We start from the raw sequence: 20,938 nt of genomic DNA, 5'->3' as shown, positions 1-20,938 counted from the left end.
AAACCCAAACATCTTTATAGTGATAGAAAAAGGCTCCGAGAAACATGATTTCTCGGAGCGCTTTGTCTACAGTCTGAAAAATGCAGCTTTATGCTGCATTTTTTATGAATAGGTGGTTTGGAGCAAAGAGTAAAACGGCAATAGGAAGATTGGCTTGAGGTAGTGAAAATTTTTGATTATAATAGAATTAGGTTGTAAAAGCAGGATATTGGTGTTGTGAAAACATATTTGGATATGTCACAAATTAATACAATATATAGGAGAATGAGAAAATGGAAAATAAAGGATATCCAAAGGTATTATATCATTATGCAAGCATGGAGAAAGGTACAAGTATATTGAAACATAAAAATATTAGATTATCTGATATAACAAAAAGCAACGATGTGAAAGAAATGAGCATTTTCTTTCCAGATTTATTTGATGAAATGCTTAAAAATTATGATGAACATAATGGTTTTAGTTATAAGTTTGAATATAAAGGAAAAGGTAATAGGCAGGCATTTGGATTATTTGTAAATGAGTTAAAGAAAAAAATAGAAAAAGAATTTGAAGATGGTAGCATTGCAACTTTTGCTTTGTGTCTTTCAGAAGAAGGAGATTTATTAAGTCAGTGGAGAGGATATGCAGATGATGGAAAGGGGATATGTCTTGGACTGAATGTGGAAGAGATATTAAAGTTTGTTGGTATCTCTTCAGTAAGTGGATTTTCTTTGGAGAAAGTAGAGTATTTATCAAAAGAACAAATTGATGAATGGGTAAAAAATGTTGCAAATCAGATGTTAGGTATAGTTGAAATCATTTTGGGAGCCATTGAAGAGGGAAATATACAATATTATTCAGCAAAAGAGTTTGATGAGGACATATTTAATACAATATACTATAATATTTTAAGTGAAGTAGAAGAGAGTATAAAATTTAAGACAGAAGGATTTAAAGAAGAGAAGGAATGGAGATTTTTTATCAAAAATTCTTTAAACAAGGATGATATAAAAGGGAAAAAAATTACATCCATTGGTACGTTAGGAGAAGGAGCACGAAGAAAAACAAGTAAATATGTTGCAGATAATGTTGAGTTTAATATAAAAGAAAACGACATGGTTCCTTTTGTAAGTTTAAAATTTGAAAAGTTTCATAATAATTTAATTAATCAAGTGATATGTGGACCTAATAATAAAATTCGTGAAAAGGATTTAGAATTGTTTTTACGAAAGTATGGTTATAGAAATTGTAAAGGGAGAAAAACTAATATTACCTATATTGTACGCTAGGACATACATAGGAGAGCACAGCGTGGATAGTAGTTTGTTTACAGAGTCTGTGGAATATGATTTGTTAGACCTTGAGTATTATATCCATATCCATTTGTGAAATCCGCAGGTGGCAGACCGAATTGTTGATGGAATTATTGATACGATTGGTGGATTGGAAATATATTTTGCGATTGTAAATGGTTTGGCATTTGTATCATCGAAAAAAATTAAGCATTGGCTGTAGTCCTTGTAAAAATATAGGGGCAGCCAATTTGGTGTATTTAAATAGATTAATTAGTTTACAGACAATCTTGTTGATTTATCAAGTTGTACTTGGAGGTAAATATGGGAAGACCGAAACATAGAAAAATTTATATTTTACTTGTGATACTATTTTTTATGGCAGGTGTTTTATTGGGAATCCGGTATTTTCAATCCAAAGAATCGGTAGAAATACGAAAAAAAGACGCAGCATCTCATATAAAAAAAGAACATCCCATGAAAATCCCAAAAGAGACAGAGAAAGCGCAGAGGGAGTCAGAAAAAGTGCAGGAGCAGGAAAGCATGGAAACGGAGGAAAAGGCTGAAGTCAACATAACAGAAACACAGGCGGGGGATGTTGTGGAAGATTCTGTTTTGGCACAAAAAGGTATGGAGCAGTTTTTTTATAAAGAGGAACTGTCGGATGAAGTATTTGCAAGAATGGATGGTGTATCTTATCCGCAAAATGCCCGGATTGGCAGAGACGAACTGCGATATCTTCGGGTATTGCATACCGGGTTTGACGGTAAAACCCATATAGGAGAGCTGGTTGTCAATCAAAAGATTGCAGACGATGTTTTAGATATCATGAAAGAACTCTATGAGAAACGGTATCCAATCGAAAAAATGCTCTTAATAGACGAATATGGTGCAGACGATGAAGCATCCATGAGTGACAATAATACATCTGCGTTTAATTACCGCACCATTGCCGGAACAGACCGGCTTTCTAAGCATGGACAGGGGTTAGCGGTAGATATCAATCCAAGATATAATCCATGCGTGCGGACAAAAAACGGGATCACTACGGTAGAGCCGCAAAACGGAAGCACCTATGTGGATAGGAATGCAGATTTTTCTTATAAAATTACAGAAGGAGACCTGTGCCTGCAACTTTTTTCAGAACATGGATTTACATGGGGAGGCAGTTGGAACAGTGTAAAAGACTATCAGCATTTTGAAAAGGCAGTAGAGTAAGGTATCCGATATTCGGATGAATAATTATACATATTGACGGAGAATAAGAATTGCATTTTTACAAAAAGTGAGATAAAATAAAACAGCTATGTATGATAGAAACGAACCGTGAATCGTAGCAGGATTGATCGAGGCGGAAAATGAACCAGCAAAAGAATCAGCAAAAAAATCAGACGAAACAAAATTACCAGAAAATCTTAGACCGTACCATAGAGGAACTACAGCAGCTACAGCGTGTTCCGACATTATTGCTGCACAGTTGTTGTGCTCCATGCAGCAGCTATGTACTGGAGTATCTGTCGGAGTATTTTCAAATTACGGTGTTATACTATAATCCGAATATTTTTCCGGATGAGGAGTATAAAAAAAGAGTGGCAGAGCAAAAGGAGTTCATTGAACGGTTCCCGGCAAAAAATAGGATCTCATTTATAGAAGGAAGATTTAATAAAGAAGATTTTTATGCGATGGCAAAAGGTTTAGAAGAGGTGCCGGAAGGCGGAGAACGATGTTTTTCCTGCTATGAAATGAGACTGCGTGAGGCGGCGGAATATGCAAAACGGTTGGGAATGGATTATTTTACAACAACCCTTTCTATCAGCCCTTTGAAAAATGCGGCAAAGCTTAACGAGATTGGCTTGAAGTTAGAAGAGGAATACGACGTGCATTATCTGTTATCGGATTTTAAAAAGAAAAACGGTTATCAGCGCTCCGTAGAGTTGTCGCATGAGTACGGAATGTACCGCCAGGATTATTGTGGCTGTGTGTTTTCCATGCGGGAAAGGGAACGTGTCCGCAAAGAACAGACAGAGAGATAAAAAATTATAAATCAAATAAAAAAGAAAGAGGTAAGGAACATGGCACAGTTATGGGGAGGACGTTTTACAAAAGAGACAGATCAGCTTGTCTATAATTTTAATGCGTCCATTACATTTGACCAGAAATTTTACAAACAGGATATCGAGGGAAGCATTGCCCATGTTACAATGTTAGGAAAACAGGGAATTCTTACAAACGAGGAAGCGCAGGACATCATTAAAACCTTAAAAGAGATCCAAAGTGAAGTAGAGAATGGAACGTTAGAAATTTCCTCAGAGTATGAGGATATCCATAGTTTTGTGGAGGCAACCCTGATTGACCGGTTAGGTGATACCGGTAAAAAATTACATACCGGAAGAAGCCGTAATGATCAGGTGGCATTGGACATGCGTCTTTATACCAGACAGGAAGTAATGGCAACCGATGCATTGTTAGAAGAATTGTTAAATGTACTTTTAAGAATCATGGAAGAAAATACAGAGACCATAATGCCGGGATTTACACATTTACAGAAGGCACAGCCGATTACGTTAGCACATCATATGGGAGCTTATTTTGAGATGTTTAAAAGAGACAGACAGCGTCTGCGTGACATCTTTGAAAGAATGAATTACTGCCCACTGGGCTCCGGTGCATTAGCAGGTACCACCTATCCACTGGATCGGGATTATACGGCGGAACTGATGGGATTTTACGGACCAACCTTAAACAGTATGGATGGAGTGTCCGACAGGGATTATCTGATCGAGTTCTTATCAGCTCTTTCTACGATTATGATGCATCTGAGCCGTTTTAGCGAAGAAGTCATTATCTGGAATTCAAATGAATATCAATTTGTAGAGATCGATGATGCTTACAGCACTGGAAGCAGTATTATGCCACAGAAGAAAAATCCGGATATTGCGGAATTAGTCCGTGGCAAGACCGGACGTGTCTATGGTGCATTGGTGTCACTGCTCACAACCATGAAAGGAATCCCGCTAGCATATAATAAAGATATGCAGGAGGATAAAGAACTTTCCTTTGATGCGATGGATACGGCAAAAGGCTGTATTGCATTGTTTACAGGCATGTTAGATACGATGAAATTCAATCAGGAAGTGATGCGCAACAGTTCGAAAAACGGATTTACCAATGCGACAGACGCTGCCGATTATCTGGTAAATCATGGCGTACCATTCCGTGATGCACATGGGATCGTAGGTCAGATCGTACTTTACTGTATTGATAAAAATATGGCGATCGATGATATGTCTTTAGAGGAATTAAAAGCCATCAGTCCGGTATTTGAAGAAGATATTTATGATGCAATTTCCATGGAAACCTGTGTCAATAAACGTCTGACGATCGGCGCACCGGGAAAAGAGGCAATGGAAAAAGTAATTGCCTTAGAAAAAGAATATCTTGCAAAAAATCATGGCTCAGACTGGTTAAAACAGTAAGAATTGTTGAAAATGCATAAGAAATTTAGAAATCTAAGAGAAAATTTTAGCAAAATATGAATTGTTTTTTTGTCGAAAATAGCATAGTATTTTAACAGAAAGACAAATGTCCGCAATAAGCGGACAAAACAAGCGAAATGTGTGAGGAGATTAGATATGAGCGACAGATTAAAAGTAGGTATTTTAGGCGGAACGGGAATGGTAGGACAGCGTTTCATTTCCCTGTTAGAGAATCATCCGTGGTTTGAGGTAACGACCATTGCAGCAAGCCCTAGAAGTGCCGGTAAGACATATGAAGAGGCAGTCGGAGGAAGATGGAAGATGGACACTCCAATGCCGGAAGCCGTGAAAAAGATTGTTGTCATGAATGTCAATGAAGTGGAAAAAGTAGCATCAGAAGTAGATTTTGTATTTTCCGCAGTAGATATGACAAAAGAGGAAATCAAAAAAATCGAGGAAGAGTATGCAAAGACAGAGACACCGGTTGTATCAAACAACAGTGCACATCGCTGGACACCGGATGTACCGATGGTAGTACCGGAGATCAATGCAGAACATATGAAAGTCATTGAGTTCCAGAAAAAACGTTTAGGAACCACCAGAGGATTTGTGGCAGTAAAACCAAACTGTTCTATTCAGTCCTACGCACCGGTACTGACGGCATGGAAAGAATTTGAGCCATATGAGGTAGTTGCAACCACTTATCAGGCAATTTCAGGTGCAGGAAAAACCTTTAAAGACTGGCCGGAGATGGAAGGCAACATTATTCCATACATCGGTGGCGAAGAAGAAAAGTCTGAAAAAGAGCCGCTTCGTATCTGGGGCGAGATCAAAGACGGTGTGATCGTACCGGCGGAAAGCCCGGTCATTACCTGCCAGTGCATCCGTGTTCCGGTATTAAACGGACATACAGCAGCCGTATTTGTAAAATTCAAAAAACAGCCGACCAAAGAGCAGTTGATCGAAAAACTTGTAAACTTCAAAGGAGCACCACAGGAGTTAGGACTTCCGAGTGCACCAAAACAGTTTATCCAGTATTTAGAAGACGATAACCGCCCACAGGTAGCTTTAGATGTGGATTATGAAAACGGAATGGGCGTATCTGTCGGACGTTTAAGAGAAGATACGGTATACGATTGGAAATTCGTTGGTTTATCCCATAATACAGTCCGCGGAGCCGCAGGCGGAGCGATTCTGTGTGCTGAGCTTTTAAAAGCACAGGGATATATTACAAAAAAATAAAGAAAGTATTGTTGTTTTTTGAAAGAAGCCGCAAATGTGGCTTCTTTTTTGGATATAGGAAATTTTGTTCTGGCAAAAATTTTTGTAATAAGATTTTAAATCAAGCTGTTTTCTATGGTATAATCGGAATGAAAATAATCAGCTTTCCCTTTTGGGAAAACATAGTAAATAACGGGGAACAGGTGGAAGGAGATTTTTTTATGAAGGCAAAAAGGATTTCAGCATGGATCATTGCAGTATCACTCTGCATTACAAACAGCGGACTGGTGTATGCAGCCGAAAATACCGGAATGGAAGAGAGCACCATACAGGCAGTTCAGGAAGAAGATTCCATAAAAGAAAAAAAGGATGAGGAGCCTGCAGCGGAGTGTGTTTCTGAGGACGTACAGGCGGAAATAAGCAATGAAAATGAATTAAGTGGGGAAATTACCACGGAAACGGAAAACGTGCCTGAAAACGGCACTCAGGAACAGCACGATTGGGAAGCTAAATTATATTTAGATGGAACGGCAGAGATCACAAAATATACGGGCAGTGATAAGGATGTAGTCATACCATCCACGATCGAGGGTCATACGGTAACCTCACTGGAGCAGGAGGTATTTTATAAGAATACAACGGTGGAAACCATTCATATACCGGCAACAGTGATCCATATGGGGCATCCCGGAGATGTAGTGATAACTACATTTGATGGAACAAAATCACTGAGATCGATCACAGTGGAAGAAGGAAATCCGGTTTATTTTTCCAGGGATGGGGTGTTGTTTCGGTATGCAGCAGATAATGGGAAACCAATGATTGAGCGTTATCCGGAAAATAAGCCGGGTGAAACATATATTATTCCGAGAGATATTGATGCAGTAGGAGATTTTTATCAGCCTAAAAATCTAAGGAAGATCGTTATTCCTGATACGGTAAGTTTTATCGGAATATCAGCATTTACGGGACTTTCAGACGCAACGATAGTATTCTGCCATACCGAACCTTCACAAGTTGATGTAAGAGATATATTTGCCAGTCTTACAAACTGTAAGATCATTGTTAAGAATCAGGCAATGAAAGAAGCAATTGGATCGGCAGATGACTTTTATAATTCGGAAAACACCAGTGTGTTGTTGGAGTCCGAATTATCTGCAGAAGAAAGAAATGCATACCTGACACCGGCAACAGATCTAACCTTTGCTGATGGAAGCAGGACAAAGAACATCACATTAGAGCCGGAGGAAAACTGTACGATCGACTATCAGCTTTTCCCGGAAGACACAACGGATGTTGTGACATGGAAAAGCTCCGATGATAAGGTGGCATATGTAGAGACAATTAATGGACATTCTACATTAAAAGCAGTCAATCATGGACAATGTACCCTTGTTGGAACAGATGGAAGAGGTCGTACACTTACAATAAAAGCGGTTGTCTCTGTACCGATTAAAGATATTCAATGTATGGTTCACTATGAACAATTTACCAATAATGGAATAGCCGTCTTGGACTATCATACGGTAAAGCATGATTTCAGTTTTAATGCAGAGGGAGAACACAGAGTCTATTTTTCAATCTGGTCAAATGCTCCGGAAAGTTATGGAAAAGATACACCAACCTGTAATGAACTTTTAAATTGGAATATTACAGGTGATACAGATAAACTGGTATATGGTGTAGAACACGAATCGAATAGTTGTGGTGAGAAATGGGATGAGCACTATTTTAAAGTAAACGGAGCTGGAAGTGTCACAATTAATGTTTCGGTAAAAGATGATGATGGAAGTATAAAAAACGGGAAATTTACGGTAAAAGTTTTAAAATCGTCTATCTGCAATTCTGTAGTAAGCGTTAATAATGTAAATTACAATGGAAAAGCACAGATGCCGGAGGCGAAAGTAATATTAAAAGATAAAGAGCTGAAGAAAGGAACCGATTATACGATATCGTATTCTGATAATACGAAACCGGGAACCGGAAAAGCGATCATTAAAGGGACTGGAAATTATACTGGAGAGACAGTAGCCTATTTTGAGATACAGAAAAAAGACAGCACAACAGATTCTGGAGAGAAAGACCAAAAAACCGATCAGAAAAAAGATAACACAACCGAGAAATCAGGTCAGAAGATAACGGGTATCTCTTCCAGTTATAAGAAAGCGTATAATTCCTCCTTTACTTTAAAACCAAAAGCTAAAGGCAAGATTACCTATAAGAGCAGCAATACAAAGGTTGCCACGGTAAACAGTAAAGGCAAAGTGAAGATCAAAGGAACCGGGAAAGTAACGATCAGCATAACGGCAAAAGAAACATCGGCTTATAAAAAGCAGACGAAGAAAGTAACCATTTATGCCGTACCGGGAAAGCGTGATATTAAGAAGCTGTCCTCCGGGAAGAAAAAGCTGACGGTGCAGTGGAAGAAAGATAACCGATCAGACGGCTATCAGGTGCAGTATTCCACGGACAAAAAGTTCAAAAAGAACGTAAAGAATGTAGTGATCGGAAAGAAACAGACCACGAAGCAGACTATTAAAAAGCTAAAGACCGGAAAGAAATACTATGTACGGATCCGTTCTTACAAAAAGATAAGCGGAAAGAAATACTACGGAACCTGGAGCAGCAAAAAGACGGTAAAAGTAAAGTAGCATATAGGGAAATACAAAAAAGACATCGAAAAGATGTCTTTTTTGTGCTTCAAAGCAAAGTCGGATAATGGTGCTACTTGTAAAAATGTGATATAATATATTTTGGGTACTGTCATAACGGTAGGCGGTTAGTCCTTCTGTAGAGGGACTGTGACCCTCTGATTACATAGAAACCTGAAAATGGAATCCAGTGGAAAGGAGGGCTAAGCCAATGAGTATTGTAGACTTCATTGCAGTAGTTAGCTTCGGCTTGACCTGCTTTAGTATCGGATACACATTCGGTAAAGATAATGATAAACCACAAAAATAGCCGCCCATGTCCAAGTGAAGCAGCTATTTTTGTTTGACTTTATATCGGACTAACCGTCTATCGGCAGTACCTATTTCTAACATTATATTATCACGCAGGATTGTAATTGTCAAAGAGTTTGTAGAACAGGACATCCGGGCATCGGATCAGTTAACATGAGTTTGGCAGGAAAGCAGTATAGGAGGAAATATAGGAAATGTATGGTATTTCTTTTGAGTTAAATTTAGAAGTTTTAAAGAAAGAGTATGGTAATTCGTATCATTGTGCTTATGAAGAAGTTAGGCATGAGTTGGGCAATGTTGGATTTGAATGGACACATGGCAGTGTCTACATCAATAAAAGCAATGAAAATAGCTTGACAACGGTATATAAGGCAATCAGTCGATTATCAAAGATTGAATGGTTCAGAAATAGTGTTCGTGATATTAGAGCTTTTAAAGTAGAAGATTGGTCAGATTTTACAGAGATTGTAAAAAACGGAAGGTAAATTTAAGAGCCGTAGAATCCGATTCTTATTTTGTATATTTTCTGTAGAGGCATATAACTGAGTTTCTTTTCTTGTGGCAAAAATTAAATTGTGATATAATGAGTACAAATGAGTTAACATGCCCGCACATCGAAAGAATCTTTGATTTTTGAGATGCACTGTAGATATAGAGTATACGAAACACACATCAATTCACATATGAGGAGGGAAGTCTATGATTATCAGAACCGCTGAGATCAAACCATTAGAAGAAGAATATCAGGCAAACGGAAACCGTCTGGTCATCTATTACGGTGATGAGAACTGCCAGAAAGAGCAGCTTTTAAAATATTTTATGCAGGACAAAAAAGCCTTTTATTACAGAGCACGTCCGGCATCCGAGCAGCAGCAGCGAAAAATGATGGGGATGCAGATAGAAGAGCAGTATGATGCAGCCATAAAAAAATACACCTATGAAGAGTGTTTTAACCGGATCAAAAGCGGTGATGCGTCCAAACTGGTCGTGATCATTGATGAATTTCATCATATCGCAAAAAAGGATGATACTTTTTTAGAGGCAATTATGAAGTTAAAGGCAAAACGCCTTTATCCGGGGCCGGTTCTGATCATTTTAGCAAGCAGTGCCTTTAAGTGGATTGAAGAAGAGGGCAGGGAGCTGCTTAAAGCAAGTCTTAAAAAAGTTGACCGCATAGTGCGTTTAAGAGATATGCAGTTCTTAGAACTGGTACATGCACTGCCGGAATATTCCGTAAGCGAATGTGTGGAAACCTACGGGATCATTGGCGGAGTACCGGCATATGTGAACCGTTGGAGTTCTAAAAAAGATCTGAAATATAATGTGTGTAAGCATATCCTGTCACCAAACGGAAATCTTTTCCGTGAGGCAGAGCGCGTAGTGGGCAGGGATTTAAGGGAATTATCTGTCTATAATACGATCTTATGCTCGCTTGCAGCAGGCAACCGCAAGCTGAATGATCTTTATCACGATACGGGATTTTCAAGAGCTAAGATCAGTGTATACTTAAAAAATCTGATGGCATACGATATTGTAGAGAAGATCAGTGTGTTTGAAACCGGAGGATGGGACAATGCACAAAAAGGTCTGTATCAGATCAAACATACCCTGATCCACTTCTGGTACAAGTTTGTTTATCCGCACATGAGCGGATTGTATGAAATGAGTACCGAGGAATTTTATGAGCGCTATATCAAAGAAGAATTGAATGACTATCTGAACCGCTATTTTGTAAAAGTATGTGGTGAGTATCTGGCATTGTTAAATGCACAGGGACAGTTGGCAGTACAGGCAGTGAAAATGGGCGTATGGATCGGAAAAAAAGGAACCATTGATATCATTGCACAGGATTCCGTGCGGCAGAATATCGTGGCAATCTGCAACTGGTCAGAGCCGGAACTGACCGATGAAATGTGGAAAAATTTAGAATTTTCGATGAAACAGGCAAAAATCAAAGCGGAGCAGTATTATCTGTTTTCTGCACAGTCCTTTGATGAAGCAATCCGGGAGAGAGCAGAAGAAAATCCGAAAATAAAATTAATTGATATGAATGAATTGTAGGAGTGATTATGGCGAAAGCTTTATACATAGCGGAAAAACCAAGCGTTGCGCAGGAATTTGCAAAAGCATTAAAGTTAGAGATGCGTAACCACAATGGTTATAAAGAGGGCGAAACAGCAGTCGTGACATGGTGTGTCGGTCATCTTGTCACGATGAGTTATCCCGAAGTATATGATGAAAAATATAAAAAGTGGAGTCTTGAGACACTTCCGTTTTTACCGGAAGAGTTCCTGTATGAAGTGATTCCAAGTGCAAAGAACCAGTATGAAATCGTATCGCAGCTTTTAAACCGGGAAGATGTGGATACGATTTATGTCTGCACGGACTCAGGGCGTGAGGGAGAATATATCTACCGTTTGGTGGAGCAGATGTCAGGTGTCAAAGACAAAGGAAAGCAGCGGAAACGTGTCTGGATTGATTCCCAGACGGAAGAAGAGATTTTGCGTGGCATCCGCGAGGCAAAGGACTTATCGGAATATGATAACCTGTCCGATTCCGCATATTTGCGGGCAAAAGAAGATTATTTAATGGGGATTAATTTTTCAAGGCTTCTGACCTTAAAATATGGAAATACGCTTGCAAATTATCTGCATGAGCGATATACCGTGATTTCTGTCGGCAGGGTAATGACCTGCGTACAGGGAATGGTGGTACGACGGGAACGTGAGATCCGTGAATTTGTAAAAACACCGTTTTACCGGGTGTTCAGCAGCATGGCGATCGAAGGCACCGGCATAGAGAGCGAGTGGAAGGCAGTTGAGGGAAGTAAATTTTATCAGTCGCCAAAACTCTATAAAGACAATGGATTTTTACAAAAAGAGGATGCCGGGGCGTTTATTGCCGGTCTTACCGGAAACACGGAATTTACCGAGAACGAAAATGGACAGAGCAGCCAGCAGACCGAAGGGACACAGGCAGTTGTAGAAAAAATCGAGAAGAAAAAAGAGCAGAAAAAGCCGCCGCTGTTATATAACTTAGCGGAACTGCAGAATGACTGTTCTAAATTTTTCAAGATCAGTCCGGATGAAACCCTTCGCATTGTGCAGGAATTATATGAGAAAAAATTAGTGACCTACCCAAGAACAGATGCCAGAGTCCTCTCTACGGCAGTATCAAAAGAGATCACAAAAAATATCAAGGGTCTGCAGAATATTCCGGGAGTACGGGCTTATGCCGAAGAGATCATCGCAAATAAAAGCTATCAGGGACTTGCAAAGACACGATATGTCAACGATAAGCAGATCACCGACCATTATGCGATCATTCCGACAGGACAGGGATTTGGGGCGATGAAGAGTCTGAAACCTTTGTCAGTCAAAGTCTATGAAGTTATTACCAGAAGATTTCTTGCGATATTTTATCCGCCTGCGGTATATCAGAAAGTAGCATTGACCTCTGCGATAGAAGGAGAAAAATTCTTTTCTAATTTTAAGGTGTTAGCAGATCCGGGCTATTTAAAGGTCATGGACTACTCGTTTTTTAAGAAAAAACTGGAGGAAAAGCCGGAAGAAGATGCAGACAGCGGGCTTTGCGATACCGAACTGTTAGAACGGATTTCAGCTATGAAAAAAGGAACACAGCTTCCGGTGAAAAGCCTCTACATCAAAGAGGGGGAGACTTCTCCGCCAAAGCGTTACAACTCCGGTTCTATCATACTGGCAATGGAAAATGCCGGACAGTTGATCGAAGACGAAGAGTTAAGAGCGCAGATCAAGGGAAGCGGGATCGGCACCTCAGCGACCCGTGCGGAAATTTTAAAAAAATTAGTGGCAAATAAATATCTGGCATTGAACAAAAAGACACAGATCATCACGCCGACCCTGCTTGGAGAGATGATTTATGATGTAGTAAATGCTTCGATAAGACCATTGTTAAATCCTGATTTAACAGCAAGCTGGGAAAAAGGACTGACCTATGTGGCAGAGGGAAGCATTACGACAGAAGAGTACATGGTAAAATTAGAGAATTTTATCAAAAGACGGACAGATGTGGTATTGAATTTAAGAAATCAATATGCCCTGCGCGGTTCTTTTGATCATGCAGCCGCATATTATAAAAAAGGGAAAACGAAAGGAAAAGAGAAAGACAATGAAAAAGTGTGAGATACATCAGCTCTATAATTTAGAAGAAACCATTGCAGCGGATATTTTTAAAGGTGTGACCTATCCGTGGGAAGTGCTTCCAAAGATTAAAGATTTCATTGTGGAATTGGGAAATACCTTAGATGTGTCAGTATATGAAAAACGCGGAGAGAACATCTGGGTAGCGAAATCTGCAAAGGTGGCAGAGACAGCATTTTTAAATGGACCTTTAATCATTGATGAAGGTGCCGAGGTCAGACATTGTGCCTTTATCAGAGGAAATGCCATCGTAGGAAAAAACTGCGTGGTGGGCAATTCTACCGAGTTGAAAAATGTGATACTTTTTAATTCCGTTCAGGTTCCGCATTATAACTATGTGGGGGATTCCATTTTAGGACATAAGTCTCATATGGGTGCGGGTTCGATTACATCTAATGTAAAGTCGGACAAGACACTTGTGGTTGTAAAAGACGGAAAAGAAGAAATTAAAACAGGACTTAAGAAATTCGGGGCGATGCTTGGAGATTATGTGGAGGTAGGATGCAATTCCGTTTTAAATCCGGGTACGGTCATTGGTGCTCATACCAATGTCTATCCGCTTTCTATGGTACGCGGAGTGGTAGCAGACCATTCTATTTATAAAAATCGCAATGAGGTTGTACAAAAGAACGAGTAAGAGGAGGTAGAAGTCGATGTTATATTTTGAAAATGACTATTCTGAGGGAGCACATGAGAAGGTGTTGAAGCACCTGATCGATACCAATATGGAGCAGTTGTCCGGCTACGGCCATGATACCTACTGTGAGCGGGCAAAGCAGAAAATCAAAGAGGCATGTGAATGTCCGGATGCGGAGATTTTTTTCATCAGTGGAGGAACGCAGACAAACCAGATTGTCATTGATGCGATGCTGCAAGGGTATGAGGGTGTCATTGCAGCTACGACAGGGCATGTCAGCGGACATGAGGCAGGAGCAATTGAATTTACCGGTCATAAGGTACTCACGATTCCACAGGAGAATGGAAAGATATCGGCAGAAGAATTAAAAAAATATTTAACAACTTACTACGGTGATGCAAGTTACGATCATATGGTGTTTCCGGGAATGGTATACATCACACATCCGACGGAATACGGAACACTGTATACAAAGTCAGAATTAGAAGAGATATCCGCAGTTTGCCATGAATACGATCTTCCCCTATATTTAGATGGGGCGCGTCTTGGCTATGCATTAGCAAGTGCAGGCACAGATGTCAGCTTAACGGATATTGCAAACTATTGTGATGTTTTTTACATAGGCGGAACAAAAGTAGGGGCATTGTGCGGCGAAGCAGTTGTGTTTACAAAGAACAATATGCCGAAACATTTCTTTACCAGTGTCAAACAGCATGGCGGACTGCTGGCAAAGGGACGTTTGCTGGGCGTTCAGTTTGATGCATTGTTTACCGATTCTCTTTATTTTGAAATCGGAAAAAGTGCAATTTCCTGTGCACAGCAGTTAAAAGATGCGTTCCGCGACAAAGGATATACCTTTTATCTGGACTCGCCGACAAACCAGATTTTTATTGTGCTGGAGAATGAAAAAATGGCAGAACTGCAAAAAGAAGTGGTCTTCGGACGTTGGGAAAAGGTAGACGAAAACCACACCGTAGCCAGATTTGTGACAAGCTGGGCGACAAAAGAAGAGGATGTGAAACGGCTGATAGAACTATTGTAACATCAGATTGTTCTAATTTTTCAATATCCCCTTGATGTTTTCGACATTTTATGAGAAAATAACTACATCAGTGTGTTAAGAATTTAACGCAACTACAATTTCATCCAATCGAAAGGAGTCTTAAAATGATTTACACACAGGAAGTTCAAAACATGTGTCCGGTTGCTAAAGGTGCAAAACACGAACCGGCTCCAATCCCAGAAGAAGGCAAATGGGTACACTCCAAACAAATCGAAGATATTTCAGGTTTTACACACGGTGTAGGCTGGTGTGCTCCACAGCAGGGTGCCTGCAAACTTTCATTAAACGTAAAGAATGGTATTATTGAGGAAGCATTAGTTGAGACTATCGGATGCTCCGGTATGACACACTCCGCAGCTATGGCAGCAGAGATTTTACAGGGCAAGACAATTTTAGAGGCATTAAATACAGACCTTGTATGTGATGCAATCAATACTGCAATGAGAGAATTATTCTTACAGATTGTATACGGACGTACACAGAGTGCATTCTCTGATGACGGACTTGCAATCGGTGCAGGATTAGAGGACTTAGGAAAAGGACTTCGTTCTCAGGTTGGTACTATGTACGCAACAAAAGAAAAAGGTGTTCGTTACTTAGAGATGGCAGAAGGCTATGTAACAGGTATCGCACTTGACGAAGACAACGAAGTAATCGGATATCAGTTCGTTTCTCTTGGAAAAATGACTGACTTTATCAAAGCAGGTGATGATCCTAACACAGCTTGGGAAAAAGCTAAAGGACAGTATGGCCGTGTAGATGATGCAGCAAAAATCATCGATCCAAGAAAAGAGTAATCGAAAGGAGACGAACAGAAATGGCATTATTTGAATCATATGAAAGAAGAATTGACCAGATCAATTCCGTTTTAAACAGTTATGGAATCAGCTCCATCGAAGAGGCTGAAAAAATTACAAAAGATGCTGGACTTGACGTTTACGAGCAGGTAAAGAAAATCCAGCCGATCTGTTTTGAGAACGCTTGCTGGGCTTACACAGTAGGAGCAGCTATCGCAATCAAAAAAGGCTGCAGAAAAGCAGCAGATGCAGCAGCAGCAATCGGAGAAGGTCTTCAGGCTTTCTGTATTCCGGGTTCCGTTGCAGACCACAGAAAAGTTGGTATCGGCCATGGTAACTTAGGAAAAATGTTATTAGAGGAAGAGACAGAGTGTTTCTGCTTCTTAGCAGGACATGAATCTTTTGCAGCAGCAGAAGGTGCGATCGGTATTGCCGAGAAAGCAAACAAAGTACGTCAGAAACCTTTACGCGTTATCTTAAACGGTCTTGGAAAAGACGCTGCACAGATTATCTCCCGTATCAACGGATTCACATTTGTTGAGACAAAGATGGATTACGCAAAGAATGAATTAAACGTAGTATATGAGAAATCCTATTCTAACGGACTTCGTGCTTCTGTAAAATGCTATGGTGCAGATGACGTAGTAGAAGGTGTTGCGATCATGCACAAAGAGAATGTAGGTGTATCTATCACAGGTAACTCTACAAACCCTACACGTTTCCAGCATCCTGTAGCAGGTACATACAAGAAAGAATGTATCGAGCAGGGCAAGAAATACTTCTCAGTAGCATCCGGTGGTGGTACAGGACGTACACTTCACCCGGACAACATGGCAGCAGGTCCTGCTTCCTACGGTATGACAGATACTATGGGACGTATGCACTCTGATGCACAGTTCGCTGGTTCTTCATCCGTACCGGCTCATGTAGAAATGATGGGCTTGATCGGAATGGGTAATAACCCAATGGTAGGTGCTACCGTAGCAGTTGCTGTTTCTGTTGAGGAAGCTGCAAAGGCTGGTAAGTTCTAAGAAGAACTAAAGTATTAATTAAGAAAACGTTGAAAATGCCGTAATCTCAAGGGGTTACGGCATTTTTTTGAGTGTAAATATTTTTGGGTAAAATGATATCAGATTCCGCAAATTTTAGCTGACAGCATCTGAATGTAGTATCCATATTGCACTAAGCGTAGAAGCCAAAAGTATCCTTTACAGCAGCGGGAACTTATGATAAAATTCTCACAAAGCATACAGATTCTGGATATCTTATCAGGTGTATACCTGTCAATTCTATCTAATATCAAATCAAAAAATCTATGCTTTTAATTCAATTTAGAAAAAAGCAGGAGATGGATACGCAGACCGGTTTCTGGGGACAGACCACGGGAGACAGAAAGCACCGGTATATCGGAAAACACACATATGGCATTAAAATCCGTGATTTAGTCCGTAAGACTGCCTTTGGCATTAATTTTTCCGTGATCGGTATTGAAAATCAGAGCAACATCGATTATACATTTCCGGTATGGGCAATGTCTTACGATGTTGGAGAATACGAGAGGCAGCTTAAGTGTATCCGCAGAAGACTTCGCAGAAAAGGAAAGGATGGTCAGCATTTAACAGCAGCAGAGTATTTGTGTGGATTTCAAAAAGATATACGTCTTTATCCGGTTGTGACATTTGTGCTATACTATGGAAAAGACGAATGGGATGCAGCTACAGATTTGCATGGAATGTTGGATTTTATCCGCTGTTCTAAGGATGATGAGAGTATGCGGCAGTTAATGACGAAAGATCCTGAGTATGGAAAAATGGAAGAGGATGCCTACAATATGGCAGCTGCCTATACAGGATCAGAGAATTTACTTGCAGTCAAAGATGATTATATCGAAGGGGGCAGGGTCAATATGTGCAAAGCAATTGATGATTTAATACTGAAAGGGAAATTAGAAGGACGAGTAGAAGGAGTGCGTAAAGAACTATAAATACAGACTGTGTAGAAGAACAGGATGGAATGAAGTTAGTATAAAATATAAAAACAGAGAAAAATCCGTAATGTGATAGAGGTTTATCGTACCTGTCACACTACGGATTTTTTAGAACTCTTTTTACAGTTTCACAAATTCCGCCTTCCGTCCCCGGAAAACCGTATAATAGCGAAAACCGGCATCCTGCAGAAACGAGGGCACTTTTTTAAAATCAAAGGCGAGGTGTTCCGGTTTGTGTCCGTCAGAACCGATCGTCAGGATCTCGCCGCCAAGTTCACGGTAGCGGCCAAGGGCATCTTCCGTTGGATGCGGATGTCCAAGACCGTATTTTAAACCGGCAGTATTTAACTCGATGCCTTTTCCACGGGAAATTAACTGCTTAAAGATCTCATCTATCACGTCAGAATATTTTCGATAAGAATAATCGGCATTTTTATTTGGACCATAGCGGACAACATAGTCGATGTGTCCGTAAACGTCAAAATCGTCATAAGCCTGAATATTTTCTAGAATGGATTCAAAATATTCTAAGTAAGCCTCATACTCCGTTTTTCCTTCATAATACTCAGGATAATAAGGATCGATCCCGTGCACAACATGGGAAGAACCAATGACGAAGTCTAAAATGCTGTTCTGTAAAAGCTGACGGTTATATTCCGCGGCCTGTGGCTGTAGACCGAGTTCCACACCAATGCAGATTGGCAGAACGTTTTGATATTTTTCCTTTAACTCAGACAACTCTTTTTGATAAGCATCCATATCGAATAAAAAAAGTTCCGGTTCTTTTGGATAGTCGTAATCAATATGATCGGTAAAGCAGATGCCATCCAAACCATGTTGAAGGGCAGCCTGAACCATATCTTCCGGTTCGGCAGTGCTGTCACCGGAATAACGTGTATGTAAATGGGTGTCCCAAAGCATTTGTAATCCTCCTGTGATTATTTCATTCAATTATGCGTTACCGTGTATGCATACACATCGCAGTGCCGCTCAAAAATCAAAGATTTTTTTGCTGTACGGGCATTCGCCCTATCATCCAACAAAAATATAATTGACTTTATGCAAGCACAAGTCAGTTATATTTTCGTTGGATGGCACTGCTCATCGCTTGCACTCATTATATCACAATCACAGCAAAAGATTCCACTTGTTCACATCCCTGTCCCATGTTATCATTTAATATAGTGACAAAGGAAGCAGAAAACATCTGCAATATACCAACAGGGAAGGAATCCACCGATGAAAAAAATACTATCAGGACTGCTTACGGTCTGCCTGCTTGTGTCCATGCTGGCTGTGGCAGATACACCGATAAAGGCAGAAGCAGCAAGTACAAGCGGAAGTTTAGAGCAGAGGATCACGCAACTTCAGAAAAAATTTCCAAACGGAAAATACTGGAACCACTCAGGGAGTTTTGTAAATAACCCGGATGGCTGGACGGATACACCGTGTACGCATCATGGCAATTGTCTGGCAAAGGGATATCAGGGGCAGTGCGGCTGTAACAGTTTTTCTAATGCGATCCAGTGTATGGGATTTTCAGAAAAACTCGGTTATGATGTGTTCGGAAGTGCACCAAGAACCTGGTCTAGCCATACGAACCTGTCAAAAGTAAAAGCCGGGGATGTGATCCGTTACAGGTATAATACGCATTCCGTTTTTGTGACAAAGGTTACGGCAGATACGATCACGTTTGCAGACTGCAACTGGGACGGCCACTGCAAGATCCGATGGAACGTTACGATCCCAAAATCATCCATTACGGGCTTAACTTATATCCGCCATGCGAATAATTATGACAGTGTGGTAAAAATACCGCAGACCGTGAAGCTGACAACGGCAAAGAATAAAGCGACCAAAAAAGTGTGGTTAAAGTGGAACCGGAGCGATAAAACCAGCGGATATGAAGTATACCGTTCCACAAAAAAGAACTCCGGATATAAAAAAATAAAAACGATCAATTCAGCAAAGAACTGCAGCATGACAGACAAAAACCGGATGATCGGAAAAAAATACTACTATAAGATACGGGCATACCGGAATGTAAACGGACAAAGACTCTATGGATCTTACAGTAATATCAAATCCATCACCATCCGAAAATAGAAGTGAAACAATACTGGGGGCAAAACGGTAGTTTTTGCCCCTGAATTCTTATACAAAATCCAATATGTGTAAAAAAATAGTGAAAAGTTTAACAAAGATACGAAATACCCTTGAAATTTTTCTAAGAATTAGTTAAAATATCAGTAGTTGGGCAAGCTAGCTCAAAAGTAAGAAAAAATTTCATTCAAAATTTCTAGGAGGAATAAGAAATGGCAGTAAGAGTAGCAATCAATGGTTTTGGCCGTATTGGTCGTCTTGCATTCAGACAGATGTTCGGTGCAGAAGGATACGAAGTAGTAGCAATCAACGATTTAACAAGCCCTAAAATGTTAGCACACTTGTTAAAATATGATTCTTCTCAGGGAAAATATGAGAAAGCTGACACAGTAACAGCTGGAGAAGATTCTATCACAGTTGATGGAAAAGAAATCAAAATCTACGCATTCCCAGATGCAAACAATTGCCCATGGGGTGAATTAAAAGTTGACGTTGTATTAGAGTGCTCCGGATTCTATACATCCAAAGAAAAAGCACAGGCACACATCAATGCAGGTGCTCGTAAAGTTGTTATTTCTGCTCCAGCAGGTAACGATCTTCCAACAATCGTATACAACACAAACCACGAGACATTAAAAGCTTCTGATACAATCATCTCAGCAGCTTCTTGTACAACAAACTGCTTAGCACCAATGGCAGATGCATTAAACAAATTTGCACCGATCCAGTCCGGTATCATGTGCACAATCCACGCTTACACAGGTGATCAGATGACATTAGACGGACCACAGAGAAAAGGTGATTTAAGAAGATCCCGTGCAGCAGCAGTTAACATCGTTCCTAACAGCACAGGTGCTGCAAAAGCAATCGGATTAGTTATCCCAGAGTTAAACGGAAAATTAATCGGTTCTGCACAGCGTGTTCCTACACCAACAGGTTCTACAACAATCTTAACAGCAGTTGTTAAAAAAGCTGGTGTAACAAAAGAAGACATCAATGCAGCTATGAAAGCAGCAGCAAATGAATCCTTCGGATACAACGAGGATGAGATCGTATCTTCCGATATCGTAGGAATGAGATTTGGTTCTTTATTCGATGCAACTCAGACAATGGTAAATCCTATTTCTGATGATTTATACGAAGTACAGGTTGTTTCATGGTATGACAATGAGAACAGCTATACATCTCAGATGGTTCGTACAATCAAATACTTCTCAGAGTTAGCATAAGTATTGA

17 protein-coding genes are annotated in these 20,938 nt (G+C 40.1%); 16 read left to right on the top strand and 1 reads right to left on the bottom strand.

Annotated features, from left to right (window positions below):
* Window positions 1-272 precede the first annotated feature (272 nt).
* From WMO43_RS05780 to WMO43_RS05715, 14 genes are all read left to right on the top strand, one after another.
* Window positions 273-1,271 carry a DUF2971 domain-containing protein gene (locus tag WMO43_RS05780; RefSeq protein WP_353530525.1) on the top strand — a complete coding sequence of 333 codons (999 nt, stop codon included), beginning with the start codon at window positions 273-275 and terminating at the stop codon, window positions 1,269-1,271.
* Window positions 1,272-1,598: 327 nt separating this feature from the next.
* Entirely contained in the window at window positions 1,599-2,492 is an 894-nt protein-coding gene (locus tag WMO43_RS05775; protein WP_353530524.1) for a M15 family metallopeptidase, read from the top strand.
* A 140-nt stretch (window positions 2,493-2,632) separates the two neighbouring features.
* A complete protein-coding gene (locus WMO43_RS05770) occupies window positions 2,633-3,307 on the top strand; it encodes an epoxyqueuosine reductase QueH (protein ID WP_353530522.1) in 675 nt (224 codons plus the stop codon).
* 39 nt (window positions 3,308-3,346) lie between these two features.
* Window positions 3,347-4,750 (top strand): argininosuccinate lyase, encoded by a 1,404-nt coding sequence (gene argH, locus WMO43_RS05765; RefSeq protein ID WP_353530520.1) that lies wholly within the window; start codon window positions 3,347-3,349, stop codon window positions 4,748-4,750.
* Window positions 4,751-4,906: 156 nt separating this feature from the next.
* Window positions 4,907-5,992: an aspartate-semialdehyde dehydrogenase gene (asd, locus tag WMO43_RS05760; protein WP_353530518.1), complete on the top strand. Its 1,086-nt coding sequence runs from the start codon at window positions 4,907-4,909 to the stop codon at window positions 5,990-5,992.
* Window positions 5,993-6,192: 200 nt separating this feature from the next.
* Window positions 6,193-8,622 (top strand): Ig-like domain-containing protein, encoded by a 2,430-nt coding sequence (locus tag WMO43_RS05755; RefSeq protein ID WP_353530516.1) that lies wholly within the window; start codon window positions 6,193-6,195, stop codon window positions 8,620-8,622.
* 506 nt (window positions 8,623-9,128) lie between these two features.
* On the top strand, window positions 9,129-9,419 hold the full coding sequence (locus WMO43_RS05750) for a virulence protein (protein WP_353530514.1): 291 nt from the start codon (window positions 9,129-9,131) through the stop codon (window positions 9,417-9,419).
* Window positions 9,420-9,633: 214 nt separating this feature from the next.
* A complete protein-coding gene (locus tag WMO43_RS05745) occupies window positions 9,634-10,995 on the top strand; it encodes an ATP-binding protein (protein WP_353530512.1) in 1,362 nt (453 codons plus the stop codon).
* Between the two features lie 8 nt (window positions 10,996-11,003).
* A complete protein-coding gene (locus tag WMO43_RS05740) occupies window positions 11,004-13,097 on the top strand; it encodes a DNA topoisomerase (RefSeq protein WP_353530510.1) in 2,094 nt (697 codons plus the stop codon).
* The gene (locus WMO43_RS05735) at window positions 13,084-13,752 is read left to right on the top strand and encodes an LbetaH domain-containing protein (RefSeq protein ID WP_353530508.1); all 669 of its coding nucleotides are present in this window, start codon (window positions 13,084-13,086) and stop codon (window positions 13,750-13,752) included. The genes WMO43_RS05740 and WMO43_RS05735 overlap by 14 nt, the downstream gene beginning before the upstream one ends.
* A gap of 16 nt (window positions 13,753-13,768) precedes the next feature.
* A complete protein-coding gene (locus WMO43_RS05730) occupies window positions 13,769-14,794 on the top strand; it encodes a threonine aldolase family protein (protein WP_177963837.1) in 1,026 nt (341 codons plus the stop codon).
* Window positions 14,795-14,919: 125 nt separating this feature from the next.
* Complete coding sequence (locus WMO43_RS05725) at window positions 14,920-15,612, top strand: iron-sulfur cluster assembly scaffold protein (RefSeq protein WP_177963836.1); 693 nt, start codon at window positions 14,920-14,922, stop codon at window positions 15,610-15,612.
* Between the two features lie 20 nt (window positions 15,613-15,632).
* Window positions 15,633-16,643, top strand: coding sequence for a GGGtGRT protein (locus WMO43_RS05720; RefSeq protein ID WP_177963835.1), 1,011 nt, complete (start codon window positions 15,633-15,635; stop codon window positions 16,641-16,643).
* Window positions 16,644-16,960: 317 nt separating this feature from the next.
* Window positions 16,961-17,596 carry a hypothetical protein gene (locus tag WMO43_RS05715; protein ID WP_353530505.1) on the top strand — a complete coding sequence of 212 codons (636 nt, stop codon included), beginning with the start codon at window positions 16,961-16,963 and terminating at the stop codon, window positions 17,594-17,596.
* Between the two features lie 123 nt (window positions 17,597-17,719).
* On the opposite strand, the gene WMO43_RS05710 is transcribed toward WMO43_RS05715, so the two are convergent.
* Window positions 17,720-18,520 carry a histidinol-phosphatase HisJ family protein gene (locus tag WMO43_RS05710; protein WP_177963833.1) on the bottom strand — a complete coding sequence of 267 codons (801 nt, stop codon included), beginning with the start codon at window positions 18,518-18,520 and terminating at the stop codon, window positions 17,720-17,722.
* A gap of 318 nt (window positions 18,521-18,838) precedes the next feature.
* On the opposite strand from WMO43_RS05710, the gene WMO43_RS05705 reads away from it, so the two are divergent.
* Both WMO43_RS05705 and gap read left to right on the top strand, forming a co-directional pair.
* Complete coding sequence (locus WMO43_RS05705) at window positions 18,839-19,705, top strand: hypothetical protein (RefSeq protein ID WP_353530503.1); 867 nt, start codon at window positions 18,839-18,841, stop codon at window positions 19,703-19,705.
* Between the two features lie 209 nt (window positions 19,706-19,914).
* Entirely contained in the window at window positions 19,915-20,931 is a 1,017-nt protein-coding gene (gap, locus tag WMO43_RS05700; RefSeq protein ID WP_353530501.1) for a type I glyceraldehyde-3-phosphate dehydrogenase, read from the top strand.
* Window positions 20,932-20,938: the final 7 nt, after the last annotated feature.

This window comes from Maccoyibacter intestinihominis (assembly GCF_040096355.1).
Taxonomy (GTDB): domain Bacteria; phylum Bacillota; class Clostridia; order Lachnospirales; family Lachnospiraceae; genus Maccoyibacter; species Maccoyibacter intestinihominis.
The sequence above is the reverse complement of the archived record's forward strand: the minus strand, read 5'-3'. Positions and strand labels throughout refer to the sequence as shown.